The organism is Micromonospora sp. AMSO12t, assembly GCF_008806585.1.
Classification (GTDB): domain Bacteria; phylum Actinomycetota; class Actinomycetes; order Mycobacteriales; family Micromonosporaceae; genus Micromonospora; species Micromonospora reichwaldensis.
Map to the genome: position 1 here is coordinate 26,110 of NZ_WAAS01000006.1, position 23,438 is coordinate 49,547.

General features: G+C 73.4%; 29 protein-coding genes. 15 read left to right on the top strand and 14 right to left on the bottom strand.

Features of this window, described 5'->3' with window-relative positions; translation table 11 throughout:
• The first annotated feature begins 14 nt into the window (after nt 1–14).
• From F6X68_RS01760 to F6X68_RS01770, 3 genes are read left to right on the top strand one after another with little or no spacing between them, the layout of a single operon-like run.
• A complete protein-coding gene (locus F6X68_RS01760; RefSeq protein WP_151452574.1) occupies nt 15–902 on the top strand; it encodes a sugar phosphate isomerase/epimerase in 888 nt (295 codons plus the stop codon).
• Nucleotides 899–1,960 carry a Gfo/Idh/MocA family protein gene (locus F6X68_RS01765; RefSeq protein ID WP_151452575.1) on the top strand — a complete coding sequence of 354 codons (1,062 nt, stop codon included), beginning with the start codon at nt 899–901 and terminating at the stop codon, nt 1,958–1,960. The genes F6X68_RS01760 and F6X68_RS01765 overlap by 4 nt, the downstream gene beginning before the upstream one ends.
• A gap of 22 nt (nt 1,961–1,982) precedes the next feature.
• Nucleotides 1,983–3,065: a Gfo/Idh/MocA family protein gene (locus F6X68_RS01770; RefSeq protein ID WP_192581231.1), complete on the top strand. Its 1,083-nt coding sequence runs from the start codon at nt 1,983–1,985 to the stop codon at nt 3,063–3,065.
• Nucleotides 3,066–3,183: 118 nt separating this feature from the next.
• On the opposite strand, the gene F6X68_RS01775 is transcribed toward F6X68_RS01770, so the two are convergent.
• Both F6X68_RS01775 and F6X68_RS01780 read right to left on the bottom strand, forming a co-directional pair.
• Nucleotides 3,184–3,375 (bottom strand): DUF397 domain-containing protein, encoded by a 192-nt coding sequence (locus F6X68_RS01775; RefSeq protein ID WP_151452577.1) that lies wholly within the window; start codon nt 3,373–3,375, stop codon nt 3,184–3,186.
• Nucleotides 3,362–4,168, bottom strand: coding sequence for a helix-turn-helix transcriptional regulator (locus F6X68_RS01780; protein ID WP_151452578.1), 807 nt, complete (start codon nt 4,166–4,168; stop codon nt 3,362–3,364). Before F6X68_RS01780 ends, F6X68_RS01775 begins: the two co-directional genes overlap by 14 nt.
• Nucleotides 4,169–4,410: 242 nt before the next feature.
• On the opposite strand from F6X68_RS01780, the gene F6X68_RS01785 reads away from it, so the two are divergent.
• Nucleotides 4,411–4,671 (top strand): hypothetical protein, encoded by a 261-nt coding sequence (locus tag F6X68_RS01785; protein WP_151452579.1) that lies wholly within the window; start codon nt 4,411–4,413, stop codon nt 4,669–4,671.
• On the top strand, nt 4,668–4,922 hold the full coding sequence (locus F6X68_RS01790; RefSeq protein ID WP_151452580.1) for a flavin reductase: 255 nt from the start codon (nt 4,668–4,670) through the stop codon (nt 4,920–4,922). The genes F6X68_RS01785 and F6X68_RS01790 overlap by 4 nt, the downstream gene beginning before the upstream one ends.
• Before the next feature lie 30 nt (nt 4,923–4,952).
• On the opposite strand, the gene F6X68_RS01795 is transcribed toward F6X68_RS01790, so the two are convergent.
• A complete protein-coding gene (locus F6X68_RS01795) occupies nt 4,953–6,275 on the bottom strand; it encodes a M23 family metallopeptidase (RefSeq protein WP_192581232.1) in 1,323 nt (440 codons plus the stop codon).
• 434 nt (nt 6,276–6,709) lie between these two features.
• Between F6X68_RS01795 and F6X68_RS01800 the strand changes: the two genes are divergently transcribed.
• Nucleotides 6,710–7,006 carry a hypothetical protein gene (locus tag F6X68_RS01800; RefSeq protein WP_225851907.1) on the top strand — a complete coding sequence of 99 codons (297 nt, stop codon included), beginning with the start codon at nt 6,710–6,712 and terminating at the stop codon, nt 7,004–7,006.
• A gap of 115 nt (nt 7,007–7,121) precedes the next feature.
• On the top strand, nt 7,122–8,204 hold the full coding sequence (locus F6X68_RS01805; RefSeq protein WP_151452583.1) for an NAD-dependent epimerase/dehydratase family protein: 1,083 nt from the start codon (nt 7,122–7,124) through the stop codon (nt 8,202–8,204).
• Between the two features lie 28 nt (nt 8,205–8,232).
• On the opposite strand, the gene eis is transcribed toward F6X68_RS01805, so the two are convergent.
• The 5 genes from eis to F6X68_RS01830 all read right to left on the bottom strand — a co-directional run bounded on the left by eis (nt 8,233) and on the right by F6X68_RS01830 (nt 12,141).
• Entirely contained in the window at nt 8,233–9,432 is a 1,200-nt protein-coding gene (gene eis, locus F6X68_RS01810; protein ID WP_151452584.1) for an enhanced intracellular survival protein Eis, read from the bottom strand.
• Between the two features lie 66 nt (nt 9,433–9,498).
• Nucleotides 9,499–10,191 carry a hypothetical protein gene (locus F6X68_RS01815; protein ID WP_151452585.1) on the bottom strand — a complete coding sequence of 231 codons (693 nt, stop codon included), beginning with the start codon at nt 10,189–10,191 and terminating at the stop codon, nt 9,499–9,501.
• Nucleotides 10,188–11,006 (bottom strand): ATP-binding cassette domain-containing protein, encoded by an 819-nt coding sequence (locus tag F6X68_RS01820; protein WP_151452586.1) that lies wholly within the window; start codon nt 11,004–11,006, stop codon nt 10,188–10,190. The genes F6X68_RS01815 and F6X68_RS01820 overlap by 4 nt, the downstream gene beginning before the upstream one ends.
• Complete coding sequence (locus F6X68_RS01825; protein WP_151452587.1) at nt 11,003–11,341, bottom strand: PadR family transcriptional regulator; 339 nt, start codon at nt 11,339–11,341, stop codon at nt 11,003–11,005. Before F6X68_RS01825 ends, F6X68_RS01820 begins: the two co-directional genes overlap by 4 nt.
• Before the next feature lie 80 nt (nt 11,342–11,421).
• Nucleotides 11,422–12,141 carry a PP2C family serine/threonine-protein phosphatase gene (locus F6X68_RS01830; RefSeq protein WP_151452588.1) on the bottom strand — a complete coding sequence of 240 codons (720 nt, stop codon included), beginning with the start codon at nt 12,139–12,141 and terminating at the stop codon, nt 11,422–11,424.
• A 63-nt stretch (nt 12,142–12,204) separates the two neighbouring features.
• On the opposite strand from F6X68_RS01830, the gene F6X68_RS01835 reads away from it, so the two are divergent.
• Nucleotides 12,205–13,242: a helix-turn-helix transcriptional regulator gene (locus tag F6X68_RS01835; protein ID WP_151452589.1), complete on the top strand. Its 1,038-nt coding sequence runs from the start codon at nt 12,205–12,207 to the stop codon at nt 13,240–13,242.
• Nucleotides 13,243–13,297: 55 nt separating this feature from the next.
• On the opposite strand, the gene F6X68_RS01840 is transcribed toward F6X68_RS01835, so the two are convergent.
• Entirely contained in the window at nt 13,298–13,870 is a 573-nt protein-coding gene (locus F6X68_RS01840; protein WP_225851910.1) for an XRE family transcriptional regulator, read from the bottom strand.
• A gap of 57 nt (nt 13,871–13,927) precedes the next feature.
• Between F6X68_RS01840 and F6X68_RS01845 the strand changes: the two genes are divergently transcribed.
• Nucleotides 13,928–15,187: a benzoate/H(+) symporter BenE family transporter gene (locus F6X68_RS01845; RefSeq protein ID WP_151452590.1), complete on the top strand. Its 1,260-nt coding sequence runs from the start codon at nt 13,928–13,930 to the stop codon at nt 15,185–15,187.
• Nucleotides 15,188–15,473: 286 nt separating this feature from the next.
• Here the strand turns inward: F6X68_RS01845 and F6X68_RS01850 are convergent, their stop codons facing one another.
• From F6X68_RS01850 to F6X68_RS01865, 4 genes are all read right to left on the bottom strand, one after another.
• Nucleotides 15,474–15,848: a hypothetical protein gene (locus tag F6X68_RS01850; protein WP_132232266.1), complete on the bottom strand. Its 375-nt coding sequence runs from the start codon at nt 15,846–15,848 to the stop codon at nt 15,474–15,476.
• Between the two features lie 105 nt (nt 15,849–15,953).
• Entirely contained in the window at nt 15,954–16,190 is a 237-nt protein-coding gene (locus F6X68_RS01855) for a hypothetical protein (protein ID WP_151452591.1), read from the bottom strand.
• 81 nt (nt 16,191–16,271) lie between these two features.
• Complete coding sequence (mscL, locus tag F6X68_RS01860) at nt 16,272–16,745, bottom strand: large conductance mechanosensitive channel protein MscL (RefSeq protein WP_151452592.1); 474 nt, start codon at nt 16,743–16,745, stop codon at nt 16,272–16,274.
• Nucleotides 16,746–16,784: 39 nt separating this feature from the next.
• Nucleotides 16,785–17,468, bottom strand: a complete 684-nt coding sequence (locus F6X68_RS01865) for a FadR/GntR family transcriptional regulator (RefSeq protein ID WP_151452593.1) — start codon at nt 17,466–17,468, stop codon at nt 16,785–16,787.
• A 224-nt stretch (nt 17,469–17,692) separates the two neighbouring features.
• On the opposite strand from F6X68_RS01865, the gene F6X68_RS01870 reads away from it, so the two are divergent.
• Complete coding sequence (locus F6X68_RS01870; RefSeq protein ID WP_225851915.1) at nt 17,693–18,847, top strand: MFS transporter; 1,155 nt, start codon at nt 17,693–17,695, stop codon at nt 18,845–18,847.
• Nucleotides 18,848–18,857: 10 nt separating this feature from the next.
• Here the strand turns inward: F6X68_RS01870 and F6X68_RS01875 are convergent, their stop codons facing one another.
• Nucleotides 18,858–19,214 carry an STAS domain-containing protein gene (locus F6X68_RS01875; RefSeq protein WP_091624489.1) on the bottom strand — a complete coding sequence of 119 codons (357 nt, stop codon included), beginning with the start codon at nt 19,212–19,214 and terminating at the stop codon, nt 18,858–18,860.
• A gap of 162 nt (nt 19,215–19,376) precedes the next feature.
• Here F6X68_RS01875 and F6X68_RS01880 point away from each other — a divergent pair, with 162 nt between their 5' ends.
• From F6X68_RS01880 to F6X68_RS01900, 5 genes are read left to right on the top strand one after another with little or no spacing between them, the layout of a single operon-like run.
• Nucleotides 19,377–20,234 carry an STAS domain-containing protein gene (locus F6X68_RS01880; protein ID WP_151452595.1) on the top strand — a complete coding sequence of 286 codons (858 nt, stop codon included), beginning with the start codon at nt 19,377–19,379 and terminating at the stop codon, nt 20,232–20,234.
• A complete protein-coding gene (locus tag F6X68_RS01885) occupies nt 20,234–20,647 on the top strand; it encodes an STAS domain-containing protein (protein WP_101413704.1) in 414 nt (137 codons plus the stop codon). Before F6X68_RS01880 ends, F6X68_RS01885 begins: the two co-directional genes overlap by 1 nt.
• Entirely contained in the window at nt 20,644–21,063 is a 420-nt protein-coding gene (locus tag F6X68_RS01890; protein WP_151452596.1) for an ATP-binding protein, read from the top strand. The genes F6X68_RS01885 and F6X68_RS01890 overlap by 4 nt, the downstream gene beginning before the upstream one ends.
• Complete coding sequence (locus tag F6X68_RS01895; RefSeq protein ID WP_225851913.1) at nt 21,051–22,079, top strand: SpoIIE family protein phosphatase; 1,029 nt, start codon at nt 21,051–21,053, stop codon at nt 22,077–22,079. The genes F6X68_RS01890 and F6X68_RS01895 overlap by 13 nt, the downstream gene beginning before the upstream one ends.
• Nucleotides 22,070–23,437 (top strand): sensor histidine kinase, encoded by a 1,368-nt coding sequence (locus F6X68_RS01900; RefSeq protein ID WP_151452597.1) that lies wholly within the window; start codon nt 22,070–22,072, stop codon nt 23,435–23,437. The genes F6X68_RS01895 and F6X68_RS01900 overlap by 10 nt, the downstream gene beginning before the upstream one ends.
• Nucleotide 23,438: the final 1 nt, after the last annotated feature.

Here is a 23,438-nt window from a genome sequence, read left to right on the forward strand (position 1 = left end):
CGAAGGAAGTACCCGTGCAGTTCGGCTTCAGCTCCTACTCCTTCTACCAGCACCTGCGCACCAACCGGATGAGCCTCTTCGAGGTCATCGACTGGATCGGCGCCAGCGACGCCACCCACATGGAGATCGCGACGGTGTCGCTCTCCCCGGAGATCTCCAACGACACCTCCACCCTCGACCAGGACCCCGGGTTCGTCCAGGAGATCAAGACCCGCGCGGCCGACCAGGGCGTCACCCTGTCCAACCTCGTCGTCCCGGCCGACCTCCTCGGCGAGGGCGCGGAGAAGAGCATGCAGCGGGTCAAGCGGCACATCGAGGTGGCCGCCGCCCTGGACATCAAGCTCTTCCGCCACGACGTCGCCAAGTGGGCCCACCGGGCGAAGGACATCGCCGAGTTCGAGGCGCTGCTGCCCCGCATGGTGGAGGCGTGCAAGGAGATCGCTCAGTACGCCGCCCCGTACGGCATCACCACCAGCGTGGAGAACCACGGGCTGCTCATGAACGGCGGTGAGCGCGTACGCCGGCTCATCCACCTCGTCGACGAGCCGAACTTCAAGACGACCCTCGACGTCGGCAACTTCATGTCGGTGGACGACAACCCGGTGGTGTCGGTCGCCGAGAACGCCCCGTACGCCAGCATCGTGCACCTGAAGGACTTCTACGTCCGCTCGCAGTACCCCGGCGACGGCTGGCACCACACCCCCGGCGGCAACTACCTGCTCGGCTCCATCGTCGGCTACGGCGACCTCGACATGCGCAGGATCGTGCGGGGCATCGTCGACGCCGGCTACGACGGCTTCGTGTCCATCGAGTTCGAGGGCATCGAGGAGTGCCTGATGGCCAACCCGATCGGTCTGGCCAACGCGAAGCGGCTCTTCGCCGAGGCGGAGGCGGCGAAGTGAGCCGGCTCGGTGTGGGCGTGATCGGCGTCGGGAGCATCGCGGAGATGCACCTGGGCGCGTACGCCGCCAACCCGGACGTCCACCTCGTCGGGGTGTTCGACGTCAACCAGGAACGGAGCGCGCAGAAGGCCGAGACCTTCGGCGTGACCCGCGTGCACCCGACGCTCGACAGCCTGCTCGCCGACCCCGAGATCGACGCGGTGAGCATCTGCACCTGGAACGACAGCCACGCGGAGATCGCCACAGCGGCGCTCGACGCCGGCAAGCACGTCCTGGTGGAGAAGCCCTTGAGCCGTACGGCCGGCGAGGCCGAGGCGCTCGTCGAGGCCGTCGAGCGCAGCGGCAGGCACCTGGAGGTCGGCTTCGTCCGGCGCTTCGGCGCGAACGCCAAGGTCCTCAAGTCGTTCGTCGACGCCGGGCTGCTGGGCGACGTCTACCACGCGCGCGCGACGAACATCCGACGGCTCGGCAACCCCGGTGGCTGGTTCGCGGACCACAAGCGGTCCGGCGGGGGACCGCTCATCGACATCGGCGTGCACGTGCTGGACCTCTGCTGGTACTTCATGGGCACCCCGAAGGCCGTCACGGTCAGCGCGGTCACCCACACCCGGCTGGGCAACCGGGCCAACGTCACGTCGTTGTCGCGGTACAAGGTCGCGGACTACGACCCGACCCAGAGCGACGTCGAGGACTTCGCCACGGCCCTCATCCGGTTCGACAACGGGGCGTCCCTGACGCTGGAGACCAGCTACTCCCTGCACGCCCTCGAGGACCGCCTCGAAGTGGCGGTCTTCGGCGAGCGCGGTGGCGCGGAACTCGAACCGAAGCTTCGGATCGCCACCGAGATGCACGACACCATCCTCAACGTGGGACCCCAGATCGACCACCTCAGCTTCGACTTCGCCGAGGGGTTCGCCAACGAGATCGCGCACTTCGTCTCGCTGTGCCTGGGAGAGGCCGAGCAGGTGGCCCCCGTCTCCCACGGCACGGAGGTCATGCGCATGCTCGACGGGATCTACGAGTCGGCGCGTGCCGGCCACGAGATCAGGCTCTCCTGACATGGTCCACGACGGAGGGTCCGTGCGGGTGGGGGTCGTGGGGTGCGGAAACGTCAGTTCCCGCTATCTGGCCAACCTCGCCGGGGACCCGGCGGTCACCGTCGTCGCCTGCGCCGACGCCGACCCGGCGCGCGCGCGGGCGCTCGGCGCTGCCCACGCGGTGCCGGAGGTGCACCCGGTCGACGCCCTGTTGACCCATCCGGACATCGACCTGGTTCTCAACCTGACCCCACCCAGGGCGCACGCCGAGGTGACCCTGCGCGCCCTGGAGCACGGCAAGCACGTCTACACGGAGAAGCCCCTGGCGACCACCATGGCCGACGGTCACCGCATCGTCGAGGCCGCCCGGGCGCGGTCGTTGCAGGTCGGCACCGCGCCGGACACCTTCCTGGGCGTCGGGGCGCAGACCTGCGCGGCGCTGCTCGCCGAAGGCGCGATCGGCACCCCGACCTCGGTGAACGCCGCCATGATGAACGCCGGGCCGGAACGGTTCCACCCCGAGCCGGAGTTCCTGTACCAGGAGGGCGCCGGACCCCTGTTCGACATCGGTCCGTACTACCTCACGGTGCTGACCGAACTCATGGGTTCCATCGTCCGGGTGGGGGCGCTGGGCGCGACCGCGCGTACCGAACGCGTCGTGTTGGCCGGGCCCCGCGCGGGGGCGACCTTCAGCGTGCAGACACCCACCCACATCAACAGCGTCCTGGAGTTCGCCAGCGGGGCCATGGGCATGCTGGTGACCAGCTTCGACGTCGTGGCGACGCGTACGCCGCACCTCGAGATCCACGGCACCGAGGGCACGATCGTCGCGGCGCAGGCCAACTCGTGGGGCGGCCCCGTGCTGCTCAGGGCGGCGGGCAGCACCGACTTCGTCGAGGTGCTCCCCGGCCCACGCGACTCCGACGGGTTCATGGGGATGGGCCTGGTCGAGATGGCCAGGGCCATCCTGGCGGGGCAGCCCGCGCTGGCCGCGGCGACACGGGGGCTCCACGTCCTCGAGGTGCTCACGGCCATCGCCGACGCCGCCCGCTCCGGCGGAGGCTTCACGACGATCAGTTCGAGGCTGGAGACCCCCGGTCGACGTGACACGGGTGTCGTCGGGTGAGGGCCGGCCGAGCGCAGGCAACCGCCGCCGGAGACGCCGGCCCGTCGTGGGCGGGCGTCTCCGGGCGTACGGGATGAGGCAGGCCCGGTGCGGGCACCTCCGGGCGTACGGGAGGAGGTCAGGCCCGACCGGCGGTGCGGGCGACGAACGCGCGCCACGCCGTGGGGGCGAAGGTCAGGGCGGGGCCGGTCGGGTCCTTCGAGTCGCGGACGGCGACCACCCCGGGCAGGTTGTCGGCCACCTCGACACAGTTCCCGCCGCTCGAACCGCTGCGGCTGGACTTGCGCCACTGAGCGCTACTGAGGTCCATGATGGCTCCACACTTCCTTCATGAGGTCAATGGACTGCCGACGCGGGAGCGCTTCGTTCCGCACGCCTTCCCACTTCGCCAGAAGACTAGCCACATCATCCTTACTGTCCGCCACAACTCCGCCCAGTTGGTTTTCCAGATGCCCGACCCACCCGCCGTCGGCGGACCGAGCCAGCGCGAAGGGGCCGGACAGCCCTATGTGCAGGCCGGTCGTCGCTGGAATCACGTGCACGTGAACGTGCGGTAGTTCCGCCATCGCGACGAGGTGCGACACCTGCTCGGCCATGATGCCGCTGAATCCGTCGCCGGTCCGGCTCAGTGCCGACTCGTCCAGGACCGCGACCAGTTGCGGCGGGTTCTCGCCGGTCAAGATGCTCTGCCGGTCCATCCGGGCGCTGACCTGCTGGTCGACCTCCGTCGCTGACATGAGGTCGTTGAGGCGCATGACCACGCGGGCGTAGTTCTCGGTTTGCAGCAGCCCGGGAACCAACAGCGGCTCGAACAGCCGTAGTTGTCGTGCGGCGCGTTCGGCGTCGAGCCAGGGTAGGAACCAGGACGGGGCGCCGACGCTGGCGACGAGCCGTTCGAAGAGTCCGCCGGTCTTGAGCGCCCGGTCGGCTCCCTTGATGAAGTCCATCGTCAGCGCCCGGGTGCCGCCTTCGACGGCGCTGACGTGCGACGCGCTGAAGCCCGCGCCCCGGCCGAAGGTCTCCTGCGTCATGCCGGCGCCGCCCCGGGCGCGGCGGATCTCGCCCACGATGAAGGCGGCGAGCGGGCTCGGCACGTCGGCCATTCAGGGCCTCCCAATTTGAAGATCGACTACCCGCGGCGCCACCCGTCGGGCGCGGGCTCGGCCAGCCCGGCCCGGACGCGCGCGGAGCCTTCCGAGCGTAGTCGTCTCCACAGCAGAGTGTCACCAGCGAGGGCCGCTCGTGGAGCGTTGGCCGGGGGCGGTCCTCGCGGGGGCCGCCCCGGGCGGGCGTCCGTGGGCGGTCCCCTTCCACGTGACGGCCGGCCGACGGGCGGGAGGAAGACGTGACGGTCGACAGGCCGCGCGGGGAGCGCGCGATCGCGCCGGGCGAGGTGATCCGCGTCCCGGAGGACTCCTACCGGTTCGGGGTCGGGGCCCTCACGATGTACGTCACCGAGGTCCTCGACCGGGGTCCGTTCCAGGGCGCGGAGTGGGTCGAGCTGCGCGGCCGGGAGCTGAACCCGGACGGCACGCTTCGACCGCGCGAGCGGTACGCCTCCGTCCGGCTGGACCGGGCGACCGCCGTCGGGGTGCCGTCGCGGTGACCCGGCGACGCGACCACGTACCGTCCCGCCCGACCTGGCGTTGCGCGGCCTGCGGGATCGCCTGGCCCTGCTCGGCGGCGAAGCTGCGCCTGCTCGGCGAGTACCGGACCGACCGGACCGCCCTGCTGGTCCACCTCGCCACCCTCCAGGTCGAGGCCGCCGCCCAGCTCGCCGAGCTGGACGGCGGCGGTTCCCGCGTCGACCTGGCCGACCGCTTCACCGCTTGGGCCCGCCCCCGTCCCGCCTCCTGACCACCTGCGCGCTCTCCCTCGGGTGGGGCGTCACTGGTTGGCGAGGGCCACCTGCCGGGCGTTGACGACGACGTCCACCCAGTACGAGTTCAGGTTCGGTTCCTTCACCCGGGCCCAGCCGCCGGACACCACGGCGATCCGGTTGCCGGCGACGTCGAGATCCGTGGCGCCGGTGGCAACGTGCTCCCAGCTCCCGTTGAGCGGGCCGGCCTTCACGTAGGCGTTGCCGCTGTCGTCCCGTACCGCGATCCGGTAGCCCTCGACGACGACCTGCCGGCCCGCGGCCTGGTTCACCCAGGCCGCGTTGAGCGGCCCTTCCTTGACCTTGGCCGTGCCGCCCTCGACGACGCCGATCCGGGCCCCGTCGAGGGACAGGTCGGTCGCGCTGGCCGCGACGGTGTGCCAGGGCGCGTTGATCGGCCCCTCCTTGACCTTCGCGACGCCGTTCTCGATGACCCCGATCCGACCGTCGGCCGCGTCGATCACGGTCGTGTTGCTCGAGATGTGGGCCCAGTTGGCGCTGTAGAGGCCGTCCTTGGCCCAGGCCCTGCCGTCGGTGCCGAGCACGACGTAGCGGTCACCGTCGACGACGACGTCCCTGGCGTTGTGGAACAGCGTCACCCAGCCGGCGGTGAGGCCGCCGACCTTCACCTCGGCGGCCCCGTTCGTGCTGATCACGGCGACGCGGTCGCGGTCGGCGGAGACCCTGGTGACGTTGGTCTTGAGTTCGTGCACGGTCCCGTTCAGCGACTCCTTGGCCGCGAGCGTCCCGTCGGTGCGCACCACCAGGACCCGGTCGGGAACGGCGTTGACCGGCGTCAGGTCGGCGAACGGGAGGTTGATCGGGGCGCCCTTGGTGACCGTGCCGCCGCAGACGTACGCCGGGCGGATGTCGTACACCGCGCCGTGGCGGCGGATCTCGAAGTGCAGGTGCGGGCCCGTGGAGTTGCCCGTGCTGCCGACGTGCCCGAGCACCTGCCCCTGCCCGACCTGCTGCCCCACGGCGACCGACGCCGCCCCCACCATGTGCAGGTACCGGGTCTGGTAACCACCGGCGTGCGACAGCGTCACCATGTTGCCCCCACCCGAGGTCCAACCCGCGAAGGCCACCGTGCCCGGATACGCCGCACCGATCGCCATCCCGCTGTTGCCCGCGATGTCCACCCCGTAGTGATCGCTGTCGGTGGCACCACACCTGTTCGCGAGCACACCCGTGACCCGCCCACCCACCGGCTGGATCATCGCCCCGGTCTGCGCGGACGCCGGCTGCGCCGGAACGACCGCGATCCCGAGCAGGACTCCTGCCGCTACTCCGATCGCCCGCAGTCGACCCCACGCGCTCACTCTGGTCACGTCTCCGCCCTCTCGCCGATATCGATCAACATCGGCATGGTGTGGCATCGCGCGGATGTTCACAAGGTCGCGTCGACGAATCCGCGCCCGTCCGGCCGGGCACCGGCAGCGGTTGAACTCCCCGTCTCGGGTGACAGCCCGGTGGACGGGTGCTCACGGGGGCGAGCGGCTCGGCCATGGGCCGAAGGGGCAGCGCCCGGTTGACTGGTGGGACGACACGGGCGGCCCGGTCCTCGTCTGGACCGTCGCCGCGCTGGCCTGCTACCTGGTCACCGTCGGGGTGACCACGGCCTCAACGTGCCGCTGAACGACCGGCTGAAGGCCGCTGGCCCGGCGCGGCTGACCGCCGGTCGGGCCGGGCCGGCCGTGTCGCCGCCCGCACCGACGCGGCAGGCATGGGCGGGTCGGCGTGGGGGAACCGTGCCCGTATGAGGATGAGCAGCACCCCGGCCGTGGCGGCCTCCAGCGAGGAGACGGACCCAGACGGCGTACGGGGGCCGGCCGGCGAGGTGCACGCCTGGTTGCCGGGCCAGAACCAGACCGTCTGCGGGCTCCCGCTCAGCCGGACCCGGCTGCGCCGCTTCCCGCACGTGCGGTTCGAGTACACGTCGACGGACGTGCTCACCGAGGCGGACCCCGTCGGCCGGATCTGCCCGCGCTGCCTCGCCGCCTCGCAGGGCCGCCGCCGGGGCGGGCAGAAGAACTGGGTCCGCCGCTCGCCCCGCCCCTGACGGCCCCTGACGGGTGTGCCGCTCGCCCCGCCCCTGACGGGCGCGCCGCTCGCCCTACTCCCGACGGTGGGCGTGATCGGCGATTGAGCCGGGGCTGACCGGGTACGGGACGGGCATGCGGATCGTGGTGGTGGGGGCGACCGGTAACGCGGGCACCGCCCTGTTGCGCCGGCTGCGGCGGGAACGCGGAGTGGAACTCGCCGGGGTGGCCCGCCGGCTGCCCGGGCCGGACTGCGGCGAGCCGTACGACCAGGTGGAGTGGCACTCCTGCGACGTCGGCCTGCCCGGCGCGGCCGACCAGCTCGCCGAGGTCTTCGCCGGCGCCGACGCGGTGGTGCACCTGGCCTGGCAGATCCAGCCCAGCCACGACCAGCGGGTGCTGCACCGGACCAACGTGGGCGGCAGCGCGGCCGTGATCGACGCCGTGGTCCGCGCCGGCGTGCCGGCCCTGGTGTACGCGTCGTCGGTCGGCGTCTACGCGTCCGGCCCGAAGGACCACCCGGTCTCCGAGCGCTGGCCGGCGACCGGGGTGCCCGGCTCGTCGTACAGCCGGGACAAGGCAGAGGTGGAGGCGCTGCTCGACCGGGCCGAGCGGGAGCACCCGGGGCTGCGGGTGGTGCGGCTGCGGCCCGGCCTGAACTTCCAGCGGGCGGCGGCCACCGAGATCACCCGCTACTTCCTCGGCCCGTTCGCGCCCGTCCGGCTGCTGCGCTTCGGCCGGATCCCGCTGGTGCCGACGAACCCACGGCTGCGGATGCAGGCGGTGCACACCGACGACGTCGCCGACGCGTACGCCCGGGCGGTCCTGGGTGACGCGCGCGGCGCGTTCAACGTCGCCGCGGACCCGGTGCTGACCCCGGAGCTGGTGGCCCGGCACTTCCACGGCTGGACGGTGCCCGTCGCCGCCCCGGTGCTGCGCGTCGCCGCCGCCCTGACCTGGCGGGCGCGGCTGCAACCGATCGACGCCGGCTGGGTGGAGCTGGCGCTGCACGCGCCGCTGATGTCGAGCGAGCGCGCCGAGTCGGAGCTGGGCTGGCATCCGCGCCACGACGCGCTCAGCGCGCTGAAGGAACTCTTCGCCGGCATGGCCGACCGGGCGCACACCGCCAGCCCGCCGATGTCGGCGGCGCGCCACCTCCCGGGCCGCCCCACCGCCCTGCTGCGCGGTCGCCCCGCCGGCCACGGCAACCCCTACTGACCCACGCCCGCGGGAGGCGGGCAGGGAGTCAGAAGTCGGCGAAGACGTACGGGTTCTGGCGGGGGAAGAGGCGGCGCAGTTCCGCCGCCGCGTCCGTCGACACGTCGCCCAGCCCCCGCAGGCCCACCTCGACCGGGTCCAGGACCCCGTACGCCAGGGCGGAGAGGCCGGCGGCCGTCAGCGTGGCGGTCGGCGGCGAGCCGGCGGTGGCGGCGGCGCCGGTGACCAGCTCCAGCGCGCCGGTGGTGCCGTCCAGCAGGTACGACCCGGCCAGCCACCGGTCGCCGGTCAGCTCCACCCGCACCCGGCCCGCCCCGACGGGCAGCCCGGCCAGCGCGTCGATCGACAGCAGCCGGGCCATGGGCGCGGCGTAACCCGGTCGGGCCACCCGCGCCTCGACGTGCACGGCCAGGTCGGTCAGCCACAGCTCCGGCACCTCGTCGACGGGCACCTGCACGGTCACCCGTTCCACCTGGTCGACGTGCCGGCCGAAGAACTGCAACATGAGTGCCCGGGCGAGCGGATCGGCGGCGAGCAGGTCGCCGGCGGCGAGCGTGCCGCCGTGGTCGTCGATGCGGTAGAGCACCGCGCCGGTGACCGTACCGCCCGTGCGGGCCGTCAGCAGCCAGTGTTCGTCGCGGTCGCGCAACCCCACGTCCCGGTAGCCGGGGAAGATCGCGAAGCCGTGCCGCTCGTTCAGGCACCGCTCGGTGAACGCGCGCCAGTCCCGGTAGCCCTCGCCGATCCGCTCCCAGCCCACCTCGCCGGGCAGGTCGGCGCCGAGCAGCTCGCCCAGGTCGGCCGGCGAGAACGTGACCGTACGCGGCTTCGGCAGCCCCACGTAGCCGAACCGGGCGTAGAACGACGGCCGGAACGGGTAGAGCGCGCTCAGCTGGTGCCCCTCGTCGCGCATCTCGTCGAGGAGTTGGTGCATCAGCGTGCGTACGTGCCCCTGCCGGCGGGCCAGCGGATGGCTCGCCACCCCGGCGACGCCGGCCATCGGCAGCACCTCGCCGCGCAGGTTCTGCCGCATCGGGATGGCCGAGGCGGCGGCCAGCGTGGTGCCGCCCTCCTCGACGACCAGCGTCCGGTTGCCCTTGTTGTAGGGCAGGTAGCCGCGGAACTCCTCCGCCCGGGCCGGGCTGCGCGGCGACGCCTCGAAGGCGTACGCGCCGAGCGCGAAGCTGGTGGACAGTCTTTCTTCGGCGTTCACCCGGCGGACGGTCATCCGCCCATCCCATCCCGGCCCGGCGGTCGCCGCAACCGCAATCGCCGGTGACCCAGCGACGCCCGGTCAGCCGATCGGCAGGTGTCGAAGGTGCCGGCGGCGGCGCAGCCGGACGCTGAACACGGCTGCCACGGCGCCGATCAGCAGCGCGGTGACGGCCAGCCCGTGCAGCGAACCCCGCGCCAGGTAGCCGGAGTCGGTGTGGTCCACCGCCCACGTGGCGATCTCCCGGCTGGACCAGAACGGGGTCAGCTTCGCGCCGGTGCCGGCCGGGTCGATCAGCATCTGCACCGCCACCACGGTGAGCAGCAGCAGCGTCCCCTCCAGCTCGCGGGGGAGCAGCGCGCCGATCAGCATCCCGAACGGCGCGGCCACCCCCACGCAGCAGAGCATCGCCACCGCCACCCCGCCGTGCCGCAGCTCGGGCGCGTCCACGACGGTGAGCACGAAGAACGGCACGGACAGGATGAGCCCGGCCGCCCACAGGCCGAGCAGCCGGCCGAGGTAGAGGTCGTGCGGGCGGTAGCCGGCCAGCCGCAGCCGGGGCTCCAGCTCGCGGGCCGCGCCGGTGGCGAAGAGGGCGGCGGTGCTGACGGCCCAGCTGATGCCGAGCAGCAGCGAGCGTACGGACTGCCCGACGTGTGAGTCCCGCCGGATCAGCCAGAACGCCAGCGGCATCAACAGCAGCAGCAGGAGCACGCCCCGACGGCGCAGCAGCTCCCGCAGGGTCATCTCGGCGACGGTGACGAGGCGGTTCACGCACGCCCTCCCTGGGTGGCCGGGGTCAGGTCGAGCACCAGGTCGACCCGGTCGAGCTGGTTGAGCAGGTGGGTCACCACGACGATCGCCCGGCCCTCGTCGCGCAGCCGGGCGAGCTGGTCCCAGAAGTTGACGTACGTGCCCTGGTCGAAGCCCTGGTAGGGCTCGTCGAGCAGCAGCACGTCCGGCTCGCTGAGGGTGGACATGGTCAGGTTCAGCTTCTGCCGGGTGCCGCCGGAGAGGTTGCGGGCGAGGACGTCGCCGTCGGCCTCCCAGCCGAGGTGGCGGGCCGCCGTCCGACCGGCGCGGCGGGCCGGTCCCCGGGCCACGCCCCGGCCGGCGCCGACCAGCACGAAGTGCTCGTCGGGCAGCAGGAAGTCGGCGGTGCCGCCCTGCTGGGGGCAGTAGCCGACCCGGCCGGAGACGGTCACGTCCCCGGCGTCGGGGGAGACCAGCCCGGCGCAGACGCGCAGGAAGGTGCTCTTGCCGCAGCCGTTCGCCCCGATCACGGCGGCGATCTGTCCGGCCCGGACGGTCAGGGACGCGTCACGCAGGACGGTGCGTCGCCCGTACCGCTTGGTGATCCCCCGGGCGTGCAGCCGGACCGGTCCGGGACGCGCGGCGGGCGAGGTGCCGATGGTCTCGACGATCGCGGCGGCGTAGTCCTGCGGCCGGCCGAAGACGGCCCACGGGTCGCCCCCGCTGTCGCGCAGGTGCGTGGCGGCCTCGGCGACCACGTGCCGGGCGGCGTCTGCCCGGACCCGGCGCCGGTCCAACTCGGCCGCGAACACCCGCAGCCACTCGTCGGCGTTCATCCGTCGACCCCCTTCGTGACGAGGCCGGTCACCGGGGCGACGAACGCGAGCCAGGCGCTGCCGCCCTGGCGCAGGGTCGCCCGCCCGCTGTCGGTGATCCGGTAGTACTTGCGGGCCGGACCGGACGCGCCCTCCCGCCACTCGGCGGTGACCAGGCCGGTGCGTTGCAGGCGCAGCAGCACCGGATAGAGCGTGCCGCCCTGGATCGGCCCGATGCCGGCGGCCTCCAGCGCCTGGGCGAGCTGGTAGCCGTAGGACTCGCCCTCGCGCAGCAGGGCCAGGACGCAGAGGTCGAGCACCCCGCGCAGCCACTGCCCGCGCCGGTCGGAATCCACCCGAGGAACGTAGCCGCACTACCTAGATGGCACAACTACCTAGCTGGCGGCGGCTGCCCGCGACAGGAGCCGGGACGCGCTCAGCCGGCGACGACGTCCGAGACCACGACTGTCACGTTGTCCGGCGCGCCGGCCTGGTGGGCGAGCTTGACGAGCTGCTCGCCGCAGTGGTGACGGTCGCCGTACGTGATCAGCGTCGCGGCGATCGTCCCGTCCTCGACGTAGTCGGAGAGCCCGTCGCTGCACAGCAGCAGCCGGTCGCCGGCGACCACCGTGAGCACCCCGACCGCCGGGGGAGTGTCCGAGCCCTGCACCGCCCGGGTCACCAGGGACCGCTGCGGGTGGTGCCGTGCCTGCTCCGGCGAGAGCGCCCCCTGGTCCACCAGCGCCTGGACGAAGGTGTCGTCCCGGGTGAGCTGGGTCAGCTCCCCGTTGCGCAGCAGGTAGCAGCGGGAGTCACCCACCTGGGCCAGCACCAGCGCGTCCCCGGCGAGCAGGGCGGCGGTCAGCGTCGTACCCATGCCGTCGCGCGCCGGGTCGACGGTGATGGCGGCGTGGATGCGCCGGTTGGCGGTGCTCACCACGGCGCGCAGCGCCGCGGCCGCCTCGTCGGGGGCGGTCGGCGGGCTCAGCTCGTCCAGGATGCGGATGACGATCTCGCTCGCCACCTCGCCCGCGGGCAGGCCGCCCATGCCGTCCGCGACCGCGACGAGGCGGTCACCGGCGAGGGCGGAGTCCTCGTTGTTGGTGCGAACCAGGCCGATGTCGTTGAGGATGGCCGAGCGGAGGATCAGCGTCATGGGGTCAAGCTTGCCAAGAACACCCTCCCGCCGTCTCTACGCACTACTGCGTAGGGTTGGGGAATGATGCCGGTGTCGATGGTCGGACGCACCGGCGAGCTGGTCGAGCTCGACCGGGCGTGGTCCAACGTGGTCGCCGGCCGACGGTCCGCGCCGACCGTCGCGGTGATCACCGGAGCCGCCGGGGTGGGCAAGTCCCTGCTGGTCGCGGCCGCCCTCGACGCGTTCGCCCCCCGACCGGCGGTGGTGCTCTCCGGCGCCGCCCGCGTGCACAGCCCCGCCCCGTACGACTGGCTGGCCGCCGTTCTCACGGGCCGGGACACGAGCCGGCTCGACCTGCCGGCGGACGCGCTGGCCTGGCTCGCCCAGCAGCCGACCGCGCCGCGCGAGCGCTACGCGCCGGGCACCCTGCTCCGCCTCGCGGTGCGGGTCGTCCGGCTGCTCGTCGGCGCCGGCCCGGCCGTACTGGTGGTGGAGGACCTGCACGCCCTCGACCCGGCCAGCCTGAACCTGGTCGGCGAGCTGGCGACCGCCGCCGACCTGCCGGCGCTGCTGGTGGTGGCGAGCCGGCCCGCCGAGGACGCCGTCGCGCCGGACCTCGCGGTCCGCGCCCTGGCCCGGCTCTGCGGCGTCCGGGGCGCCGTCCGCCAACACCTCGGACCGCTGCTCCCGGCCGAGGTCGCCGAGGTGCTGACCCAGGTGTACGCGGACCCGCGCCCGTCCGGCCGGCTGGTGCGCGCCGTCTGGCAGCGCACCGGCGGCAACCCGTACGCGCTGACCGAACTGCTCGCCGCCCACGCCGGCCGGGGGCCCGAGGCGCTGCTCCGCCCGCCACCCGCCCCGCGCCCGCCGAGGACGGCGTCGCAGCGGCCGGTGGGTCCGGTGGACGCCGAGCTGACCGGGCGGGAGATCGAGGTGCTGGGCTGCCTGGTCGCCGGGATGTCCAACAAGCAGGCGGCGCGGGCCCTCGGCATCTCGGTGCGGACGGTCACCGTGCACGTGTCCAACCTGCTGCGCAAGACCGGGTCGGCGTCGCGTACGGAGGCGGCGATCTGGGCGGTGCAGCGGCGGCTGCCGGTGCCGACCCCCGTCGACGGCTGAGCCGACGCCCGACGGGGCCGGTGCGGGCCACGCGCGCGGTCCGGCCGGCGGGTGCTCAGGGGCGGGGGTAGCGCAGCAGGAGGCTGGCGGCGACCTCCTCGTCGCCGACGGCGGCGTACACGTGCGGCACGTCCGACGTCCAGCGCAGGTGCCCGCCGGCGGCGGCGGTCAGCGGCGCGTCGACCGGGCCGGCGCGCAGCACGCCCGAGAAGACGGTGACGTGCTCGGTGACCCCCCTCTGGTGGGCGGGGGAGAGCTGCTCCGGACCGGGCGCGACCAGCATCCGGTACAGCTCGTAGGTGGCGTCGCTGTCCTCGAAGACCTCCAGCAGGATGGCGCTGACCGCGGCGCCGCGGACGACCGGCCCGGCCGCCGGGCCGGAGAGCACGGCCGTCAGCGGCACGCCGAGCTGCGCGGTGATCGCGTAGAGCGTCTCCAGGGTCGGATTGCGGGTGCCGTTCTCCAGGCCGGAGAGGGTCGCCTTGCCCACCCCGGCGAGCCGGGCGAGGGCGGACAGCGACATCCCGCGCTCCTCGCGCAGGGCGCGTACCCGGCGACCGACGGCCTCGGCGCCCGGATCGGCGCCCGGATCGGGGGCCGATCGGTGGACTGGTGACGTCTGCGGCACCCCGCTATGGTGCTACAGGTTCCTGTTCCATAAACGGAACGGTCGGGGGAGGCGGGGATGGCGGGACGGTCGCAACCGGTGCTGGCGGGTGTGGTGACCGCGCTGGTCGGGTTCGCCAGCTCGTTCACGGTGGTGCTGGCCGGCCTGCGGGCCGTCGGCGCCTCGGACGCACAGGCCGCCTCCGGGCTGCTGGCGGTGTGCGTGGCCGCCGGGATCTCCGCCGTCTGGCTGGGCCTGCGGCACCGGATCCCGATGAGCGTCGCGTGGTCCACCCCGGGCGCGGCGCTGCTGGTCGCCACCGGCACGGTGCCCGGCGGTTGGCCCGTCGCCGTCGGGGCGTTCCTCGTCTCGGGCGCGCTGATCGTGGCCGCCGGGCTGTTCCCCGCCCTCGGGCGGGCCGTCGCGGCGATCCCCCGGCCGATCGCGGGCGCGATGCTCGCCGGGGTCCTGCTGCCGCTCTGCACCGCCCCCGTCCGCGCGCTGGTCGAGGTGCCCCGGCTGGCCGTCCCCGTGGTGCTGGCCTGGCTGCTGCTGCACCGGTTCGCCCGCCGGTGGGCGGTGCCGGGCGCGCTGGTCGTCGCGGTGGCGGCGATCGCGCTGACCACCCCGGTCTCCGGGCTCGGTGGCACGCGGCTGCTGCCCGCGGTCGAGCTGACCGCCCCGGCCTGGACCCTCTCCGCGATGGTGGGCCTGGCGTTGCCGCTCTTCCTGGTCACCATGGCCGCGCAGAACGTACCGGGGATGGCGGTGCTGGTCGGCTACGGCTACCGGCCGCCCTTCGGCGCCGCGCTGCGCGCCACGGGACTGACCACCGTGCTCGCCGCGCCCGCCGGCGGACACGCGGTCAACCTCGCCGCGATCACCGCCGCCCTGGCCGCCGGCCCGGACGCCCACCCCGACCCGGACCGCCGCTGGATCGCCTCGGTCACCGCCGGGACCGGGCTGGCCCTGCTGGGGCTGGGCGCCGGTGCGGCCACCGCGCTGGTCGCGCTCGCCCCGCCGGTGCTGATCGAGGCGGTCGCCGGGCTGGCGCTGCTCGGCGCGCTGGCCACCGCGCTCACCTCGGCGCTGGCGGAACCGGCGGACCGGGAGGCCGCCGTGGTCACCTTCGTGGTCACCGCCTCCGGGGTGACCCTGCTCGGCGTGGGCGGCGCGTTCTGGGGCCTGGTCGCGGGCGGGGTGATGCTCCTGCTCTTCCGCCACCGCTCCGGCGGGCTGGCTGCGGCCGAACCGGGTGCGGCTGGGCCGGCTTCGACAGGACCGGATTCCGTCGCGGTCGCCTCGTCGCCGAGTGGCGGCCGGGCCGGCGGCACCTGACCCTCCACGCGCTGTCGAACTGAGTCGTTTACGACATCACGGCCTCGCCACTGTTGGCTGGCCGATCGGCACGTGGCTCGGCGACCGGAATCCGGCGTTTCGGAACCTGTCGTTCGGCACCCGCAGGTCCGGCAGCCCGCTTCGGGCCGGCAGCGCGTGAGTTTGAATCGTCTACGACATCAGCTCGACAGCGTGCGGCGGATGTGTCCGGTGCTGACGCTGTGCCGCGCTGGACGGGCGCGCCCCGGCGGTGCGTTCGGGCGGGCACGCTGCGGCGGTGCGTCGCTCACTCCTCGGGCGGCAGGTCGCGGGCCGGGACGTCGAGGCGTACCTGGTCGTCGGTGACGGCGGCGATCTGCTCGGCGAGCACGTAGACCGCGCCGGTGCGGACCAGGTCGGTGGAGACCTTCAGGTAGCCGCTGTGCAGCAGCCGGGCCGCCAGGTCGGCCGGCACGTCCGGCTCCTCGACGGCCGTCGACTCGATCAGCTCGTCCAGGCTGCTGCCCGGGTCGGCGGTCGGCGCCTGCACTGTCACCGCGTTGGGATCACCCCGCTGGACCAGGTCGACGGTGCCGAACTCGGTGCCGTCGACGTCGATCACCCGCATGCCCGTGGTGACCCGGGAAACTGTCGCCTGCCGCTCGGTGCCCTGCTGCTCCATCCCGGGGCGGTTCCCGGCCCCCGCTCCGGCTAAACCATCGTCGAGATCTTGGACAGTTGTCGCTCGGGCCGAACGCCAACCGTCCAAGATCTCGGGCGGGGTCCCTCACCAGGACGTTGGAGGGCGGGGGGAGAGTTCGCGCCACGTGTCGGTGCCCTGGAGCAGCGCCCGGACCGTCTCCTCGGCCTCCTCGGCGGTGCCGTACTCGTAGAACCGGGAGACGCCCTCGGAGCCGCCGGCGCGCTGCTCGACGTGCCACCGGTCCGCGTCCACCCGGAGGAAGACGTCGCGCCGGGCCAGCCGGCCCCATTTCCCGTTCCACCAGTGCTTCCGCTGCTCCATGGCGGGACTCTATCGAACAGGCGTACGAAAATGTGTGGCCCCTGCGGGATTCCCGCAGGGGCCGATGTGCGTGCGTCGGGTTCAGCGCCCGGTGGGCGGTTCCTCCCGGCGGCCGAGCACGTCGTCGAGCGCGCCGCGCCGCTGCCCGGGGGTGGTGTGGCCGGCGGCGACCAGGGCGTCACGGATCTCGGTGAGCAGCCGGACCTCCTCGCTCGGCGCCTTCGGCGGCGGCTCCTCGCCCCGCTTGCGCCGCTCGGCCAGCTTGTTCATCGGGTAGACGACCAGGAAGTAGAGCGCCCCCGCGGTGAGCAGGAACGTGATCAGCGCGTTCACGAACGCGATCCAGTCGAAGGCGATGCCGCGGAACATCGGGGCAGTGCCGGCCAGGCCCTTGTCGCTGCCCGTGATGAGCAGCACGAAGACCCGGATCAGCGGTTCCAGGAACGACTTGGTGAGCTGGGTGACCACGCCCGTGAACGCGGCGCCGATGACGACACCGACCGCCAGGTCGACGACGTTGCCGCGCATGATGAAGTCTTTGAAGCCCTTGAGCATCCGTACTCCCGAGGTGTCCGGTCTTCCGTCCGGCACAACCTATGCCCCGGGCGAGGGCTCCAGAAAAGCGCCGGCCTCGATCGCCGCGCGGCCCGGGTCGCCGGCCCGGATCGCCTCGACCAGCCGGGAGTGGTCGACGTAGCGTTCCGGCTCCAGCGCGCCGCCCATCGACTGGGCGATCGTGCTGTGCAGCGCGGCCCCGACCGAGGCGTACAGCTCGGCGAGCATGCCGTTGTGCGCCGCCGCGACCACGGCGGTGTGCAGCGCCGCGTCGGCCGCCACGAACTCGTCGAACCGGCCGTCGCGCCAGGCCGCCTCGCGGGCGGCGAGCGCGCCGTCCAGGACCGCCAGGTCCTCGGCCGTACGCCTCAACGCGGCGAGCCGGGCGGCCTCCACCTCGAAGGCGCGGCGCACCTCGACCACCTCGGCCATCCGGTCGGCGGTGAGTCGGCGGGCCACCACCGGGGCCAGCTCGTCGGTCGACACCACGTACGTCCCGGAGCCCTGCCGGCACTCCAGCACCCCGGCGTGCACCAGCGCCCGCACCGCCTCGCGGACCGTGTTGCGGCCCACGCCGAGCGCCGCGACCAGCTGCGGCTCGGTGGGGATCCGCCCGCCGACCGGCCACTCGCCGCCGAGGATCCGCTCCCTGAGCTGGGCGATGGTCTGCCGCACCCGGTGGCCCCTGGGCGGCGCGGCGGCGGAATCAACCGACGGTGGCACTGGTTACAACACCTGCCCGGAATTCATCCCATGATTGTAGGTTCGGACGCATGACCCCGCCAACCACCGCAGCCGTCGACGCCGGAACCTCACCGCGTTCCGTGCGGGAGACGATCGCCGGGCCGGACGACGTGCCCGCGCCGGCGGATGCGACGGCTCCTGCCGCCGGTCCCACCCCCAAGCCGGCCGGACCGGTCGCCGGTGGCCTGCTCGTGCTCGTCGGCATGCTGCTCGTGGCGCTCAACCTGCGGGCCGCGATCACCAGCCTCGGCGCCCTGCTCGACGAGGTACGCGGCGGCCTGGCCCTCTCCGGGGCGCTGGCCGGGGTCGTGACCACCCTGCCCGCGGTGGCCTTCGCCGTCTTCGGGTCACTCACCCCCCGGCTGGTCCGCCGGAACTCCCCGGCCCGGGTGCTGGTGGTGGCGATGCTGATCCTCGCCGCCGGGCAGCTCGTCCGGGTCGGCACGGACTCCGCGCTGGTCTTCATCGCCGGCAGCGCCCTCGCGCTGGCCGGGATCGCGGTGGCGAACGTCCTGCTCCCGCTGCTGGTCAAGCAGTACTTCCCGCACCGCATCGGACTGGTCACCGGGGCGTACTCGATGACGTTGACGGTGGGCGCGACGGTGGCCGCCGCGGCGGCGGTGCCGGTGGCGCACCTCTTCGGCACCTGGCGGGCCGGGCTCGCCGTGTGGGCCGGGCTGGCCCTGGTGGCCGTACTCCCGTGGGTGCCGCTGGCGCTGCGGGCGCGTGCGGCCCGACGGGCGGCGACCCCGGCGGCGGTGGCGCCCCGTCCCCGCCGGATCCGGCCGGGGCGGACCCGGCTCGGCTGGGCGATGGCGGTCTACTTCGGGACGCAGTCGCTGGGCGCCTACGCGATCATGGGTTGGCTGGCCCAGCTCTTCCGCGACGCCGGCTACCGGCCGCAGGACGCCGGCCTGCTGCTCGCCGGGGTGACGGCGCTGGGCGTGCCGATCGCCCTGCTGATGCCGACCCTGGCCGGGCGGCTGCGCACCCTGCACCCGCTGGTGCTGACGCTCTCCGCCGCGATGGCCCTCGCCTACGTCGGGATGGCCGTCGCGCCGCACGACGGGGCGCTGCTCTGGGTGGTGCTGCTCGCGATCGGGCAGAGCGCCTTCCCGATGATCCTGGCCACCATCGGGCTGCGGGCCCGGACCACCGAGGGGACGGTGGCGCTCTCCGCGTTCAGCCAGAGCGTCGGCTACCTCATCGCCGCGCTGGGGCCACTGCTGGTGGGCATCCTCTACGGGACGACCGGCGGGTGGACCGTCCCGATCGGGTTCCTGCTGGCGGCACTCGCCGTGCAGACCGGCGCGGGCATGGTGATCGCCCGTCCCCGGCACATCGAGGACGAGGCGTGAGGAGGGGCCGTCAGGAGGTGGCCGGCGTGGGGTCGCCGGCCACGGCCTGGTCGACCGTCGGGTAGGTGTGCAGCACCTCGACGAGCCCGCTCACCTCGAGGATGCGCAGCACGCCGCGCTGCGGGGCGGCCAGTCGCACCACGCCGCCGGCCTCGTCGCAGCTGTTCTTGGCCCGGACGAACACCGACAGCCCCGTGGAGTCGCAGAACGAGACGTTCGCCAGGTCGAAGACGAGCCGGCTGCGGCCCTTGTCGAGCAGGTCGGTGATCTGGTCCTGAAGCTGCGGTGCGGTCGCCATGTCCAGCTCGCCCGCGACCGATACGACGACCACGTCGCCGCGCTGTTCCGTGTGCACCGTCAAGGACATTCGCCAGACCTCCTGTTATCGGGGAAACGGTATCCCACGATCGGGGTGGTACGCAGAACGGGAGGCGGTATCCGGTGGCCGTCCTCATTCGTTTGCCCTGCGACAAGTAGCGCTGCGACCCCCGGTGATAGAGTCCGCCGTCGAGGTCGAAGGGGGTTCACCATGGCGTTGAGCGCCGAGGAAAGCGGCCGGCTGGCCGGTCTGCTGACCGGTCACGCCGAGCGGATCATGCAGCGCTGGACGGAGATCGCCGCGGGGTCACTGCGCGGGCGACTCAGTCAGGGCGAACTGCGCCGGCAGATGCAGGAGCTGCACTCTAGCATGATCACTGCCAGTGAGCAGGGGGCTGTCGACCTCGACTCCGAGCAGGCCACCGAGCTGCGCGCCGTGCTCTCCGAGCTGTCCCGGGGGCGCGCCCGGCAGGGCTTCTCCGCCTCCGAGACCGCGGTCAGCGTGTTCTCGCTCAAGGAGGTGCTGCTGGAGCTGATGGAGGCCGAGGGCGGCGCCGACACGCTCCGCGACTACGTCGCCTTCTCCGGCCTGATCGACCAGATGGGCCTGTTCACCTTCGAGAGCTTCGTGCGCACCCGCGAGAGCCTCATCGCCGACCAGGCGGAGCAGCTGCTGGAGCTGTCCACCCCGGTGGTGAAGCTCTGGGAGGGCGTGGTCGCCGTGCCGCTGGTCGGCACCCTCGACTCGGCCCGGGCCCAGGTGGTGATGGAGCGGCTGCTCCAGACCCTGGTCGACACCGGCTCGCCCTACGCGATCATCGACATCACCGGCGTGCCTGCGGTGGACACCCAGGTCGCCCAGCACATCCTCAAGACCGTGGTGGCCGCCCGGCTGATGGGCGCCGACTGCATCATCTCCGGCATCCGGCCGCAGATCGCGCAGACCATCGTGGCCCTGGGCATCGAGTTCGGTGACATCGCCACCAAGGCCAGCCTCGCCGACGCGCTGCGGCACGTGCTCCGGCTCACCGGGGTCGAGACCGGCCGCCGCCAGCGCCGGGAGGCCTGATGGAACGGGTGCCGATCCTCAAGATCGGCGACATCCTGCTGGTCTCCATCCAGGTCGACATGTCCGACCAGACGGCCGTCCAGCTCCAGGAGGACCTCGCGGAGCGGATCGTCGCCACCGGCTGCCACGGCGTGATCATCGACATCACCGCCCTGGACATCGTCGACTCCTTCGTCGGGCGGATGCTGTCGACCATCGCGTCGATCTCCAAGGTGCTCGACGCGGAGACGGTCGTGGTCGGGATGCGTCCCGCCGTGGCCATCACCCTGGTCGAGCTGGGCCTGTCGCTCAACGGCATCCGGACGGCGCTCAACGTCGAGCGGGGCATGGAGCTGATCGCGGCGGCCCACGCCGACGAGCACGAGCTCGCGTTCGACGACGAACCGGACGCCGAGACGACGGCGTTGTCATGACCGCCGGAGTCGACCTGGGCCAGCCGCAGGCGCAGGCGATCCGCAGCGACGAGGACGTGGTACGCGTCCGGCAGTTGGTGCGTACGGTGTCGGTGGCGGTCAAGCTCTCGCTGGTCGACCAGACCAAGGTCGTCACCGCGGCGAGCGAGTTGGCCCGCAACACCCTGGTGTACGGCGGCGGCGGCTCGGTCGAGGTGGCCACGGTGGACAACGGCCGGCGGCGGGGCGTGCGGATCGTCTTCGCCGACTCCGGCCCGGGCATCGCCGACCTCGACCTGGCGCTGACCGACGGCTACACCACCGGCGGCGGGCTCGGCCTCGGGCTCAGCGGCGCACGCCGGCTGGTCGACGAGTTCGACATCCAGACCGCCCCGGGTGAGGGAACCCGGATCACGGTCACCAAATGGTCCCGATGAACGACGACGCGGTCCCCGACCGTGGAGTCTGGTACCGGGTCGAGAACGGCAGCGCGGCCAGCACGGCGCGTCGGGCCGCCGAGCGGCTCGGCGCCCAGCTCGCCCTGGGCGACGCCCGGATCGCCGACCTGTCCATCGTCGCCGCCGAGCTGACCAGCAACCTGGTCAAGCACGCCGACGACGGTGTCCTGCTGCTGCGGCCGGTCCGGCGCGACGGGGAGGCCGGCGTGGAGCTGGTCGCCCTCGACACCGGGCCGGGAATGGCCGACCTCACCGCCTCCTCGCAGGACGGGCACTCCACCGTCGGGACCCTCGGCATCGGCCTCGGCGCGATCGTCCGACAGGCCAGCTGGTTCGACGGCTACTCCCGGCCGGAGCGCGGCACGGTCCTCGCCGTACAGGTCTGGCCGAAGCCCGACGGCGGGCACGAGCGGCCCTGGGTCGGCGCGCTCAGCCGGCCGCTGGCCGGGGAGTCGGTCAGTGGCGACGGGTACGCGTGGCGGATCGTCGAGGGCCGGCGCCAGGTGCTGGTCTGCGACGGCCTGGGACACGGGCCGCTCGCCTCCGCCGCCACCGACGCGGCGCTCGACGCGTTCCGCAAGGCGCCGGTGGGGGCGCCGTCGGCGGTCGTCGCCCACCTGCACCGCTCGATGTCGCACACCCGGGGCGCGGCGCTGGCCGTGGCCGAGCCGGACCCGTCGGCCGGGGTGCTGCGCTACTCGGGGCTGGGCAACATCTCCGCCGCCGTGATCGGCGCCGACGGCAAGCGGCGGGGTCTGGTCTCGCTGCCCGGCATCGCCGGGCACCAGCGCCCCTCGGTCCGGCAGTACGACTACCCCTTCGAGGCCGACGCCCTGCTGGTCATGCACAGTGACGGGGTGGTCGACCGCTGGCAGTTCGCCGACTATCCCGGTCTCGCCGACCGGTCGCCCCTGGTGGTGGCCGCGACGGTGCTGCGTGACGCCGGCACGCGCCGCGACGACGCCTGCGTCCTGGCCGTCCGGGCATGGTCGTGACCGGACCCACCGGGGCGCCGCTGCTGACGATGGCGCTGCGGGTCGAACACGACATCTTCGTCGTCCGGCAGCGGGGCCGTGAGGTCGCCGCCGTGGTGGGCCTGGAGCACCAGGACCAGGTACGCATCGCCACGGCGCTCAGCGAGGTCGCCCGGGACCTGCTGCACTCGGTCGGCGGGGCGGAGGTGGCATTCGTCCTCGTCGACGACGCCGTCGACGGCAGGCGTCACCTGCGGGTGGACCTCGTCCCGGTGCGCCCGCTGCCCGGCGGGCGGTACGAGCCGCAGTCCGGCGCGGTGGCGCGGTTGGTGGACAAGTTGGGCGTGGTGACCGGGGAGGGGGTTACGGTCGTGAGGATGTCCCGACGTGTCCCGGTCACCGCAGAGGTGCTGACCCCCGAGCGTCTCGCCGAGCTGCGCTCCGAGCTCGACCGGAACGCCCCGGGCAGCGCCCTGGACGAGCTGACCGCCCAGAACGCCCAACTGATCGCCGCCCTCGACGAGGTACGCAGCCAGCGCGACGAGCTGGCCGTCCTGAACGAGGAACTGGAGGAGACCAACCGCGGGGTGATGGCGCTCTACAACCAGCTCACCGAGGAGCTGGAGGAGACCAACCGCGGCGTGGTGGCCCTCTACGCCGAGCTCGACGAGAAGTCCGCCCAGCTGCGCGCGGCCAGCGAGTCGAAGAGCCGCTTCCTGGCGAACGTCAGCCACGAGCTGCGGGCGCCGGTCACCGCGATCATGGGCCTGGGCCGGCTGCTCGGCGACTCCGCCTCCGACCCGCTCACGGCCGAGCAGGCCCGCCAGGTCGGGCTGATCCGTTCCTCGGCTGGCGACCTCCTCACGCTCGTCAACGAGCTGCTCGACCTGGCCAAGGCCGAGTCGGGCCGGATCGAGCCCGACTGGACCGAGGTCGACCTGCGGCCGGTCTTCGGCCAGTTGCGCGGCACGCTACGGGCCCTGGCCACCCGGCCCGACGTGGAGCTGGTGGTGGAGGAGCCGCCCGTTCCGGCGACGCTGCGTACGGACGAGGTGCTGCTCGCCCAGGTCCTGCGCAACCTGCTGCACAACGGGCTCAAGTTCACCGAGCGCGGGGAGGTCCGGCTGCGGGCGGAGCGGCGGGACGAGCGCTGGTCGCTCATCGTCTCCGACACCGGCGCGGGCATCCCCCCGGAGCTGCACGAGCGGATCTTCGAGGAGTTCTACCAGGTGCCCGGCGCGACCCGGGTCGGCGGCACGGGCCTCGGCCTGCCGTACGCCCGACGGCTGGTGACCCTGCTCGGCGGCAGCCTCGTGGTGTCCAGCGAGCCGGGCCGGGGCAGCACGTTCACCGTCACCCTGCCCGTGGGAGGAGCGTGAC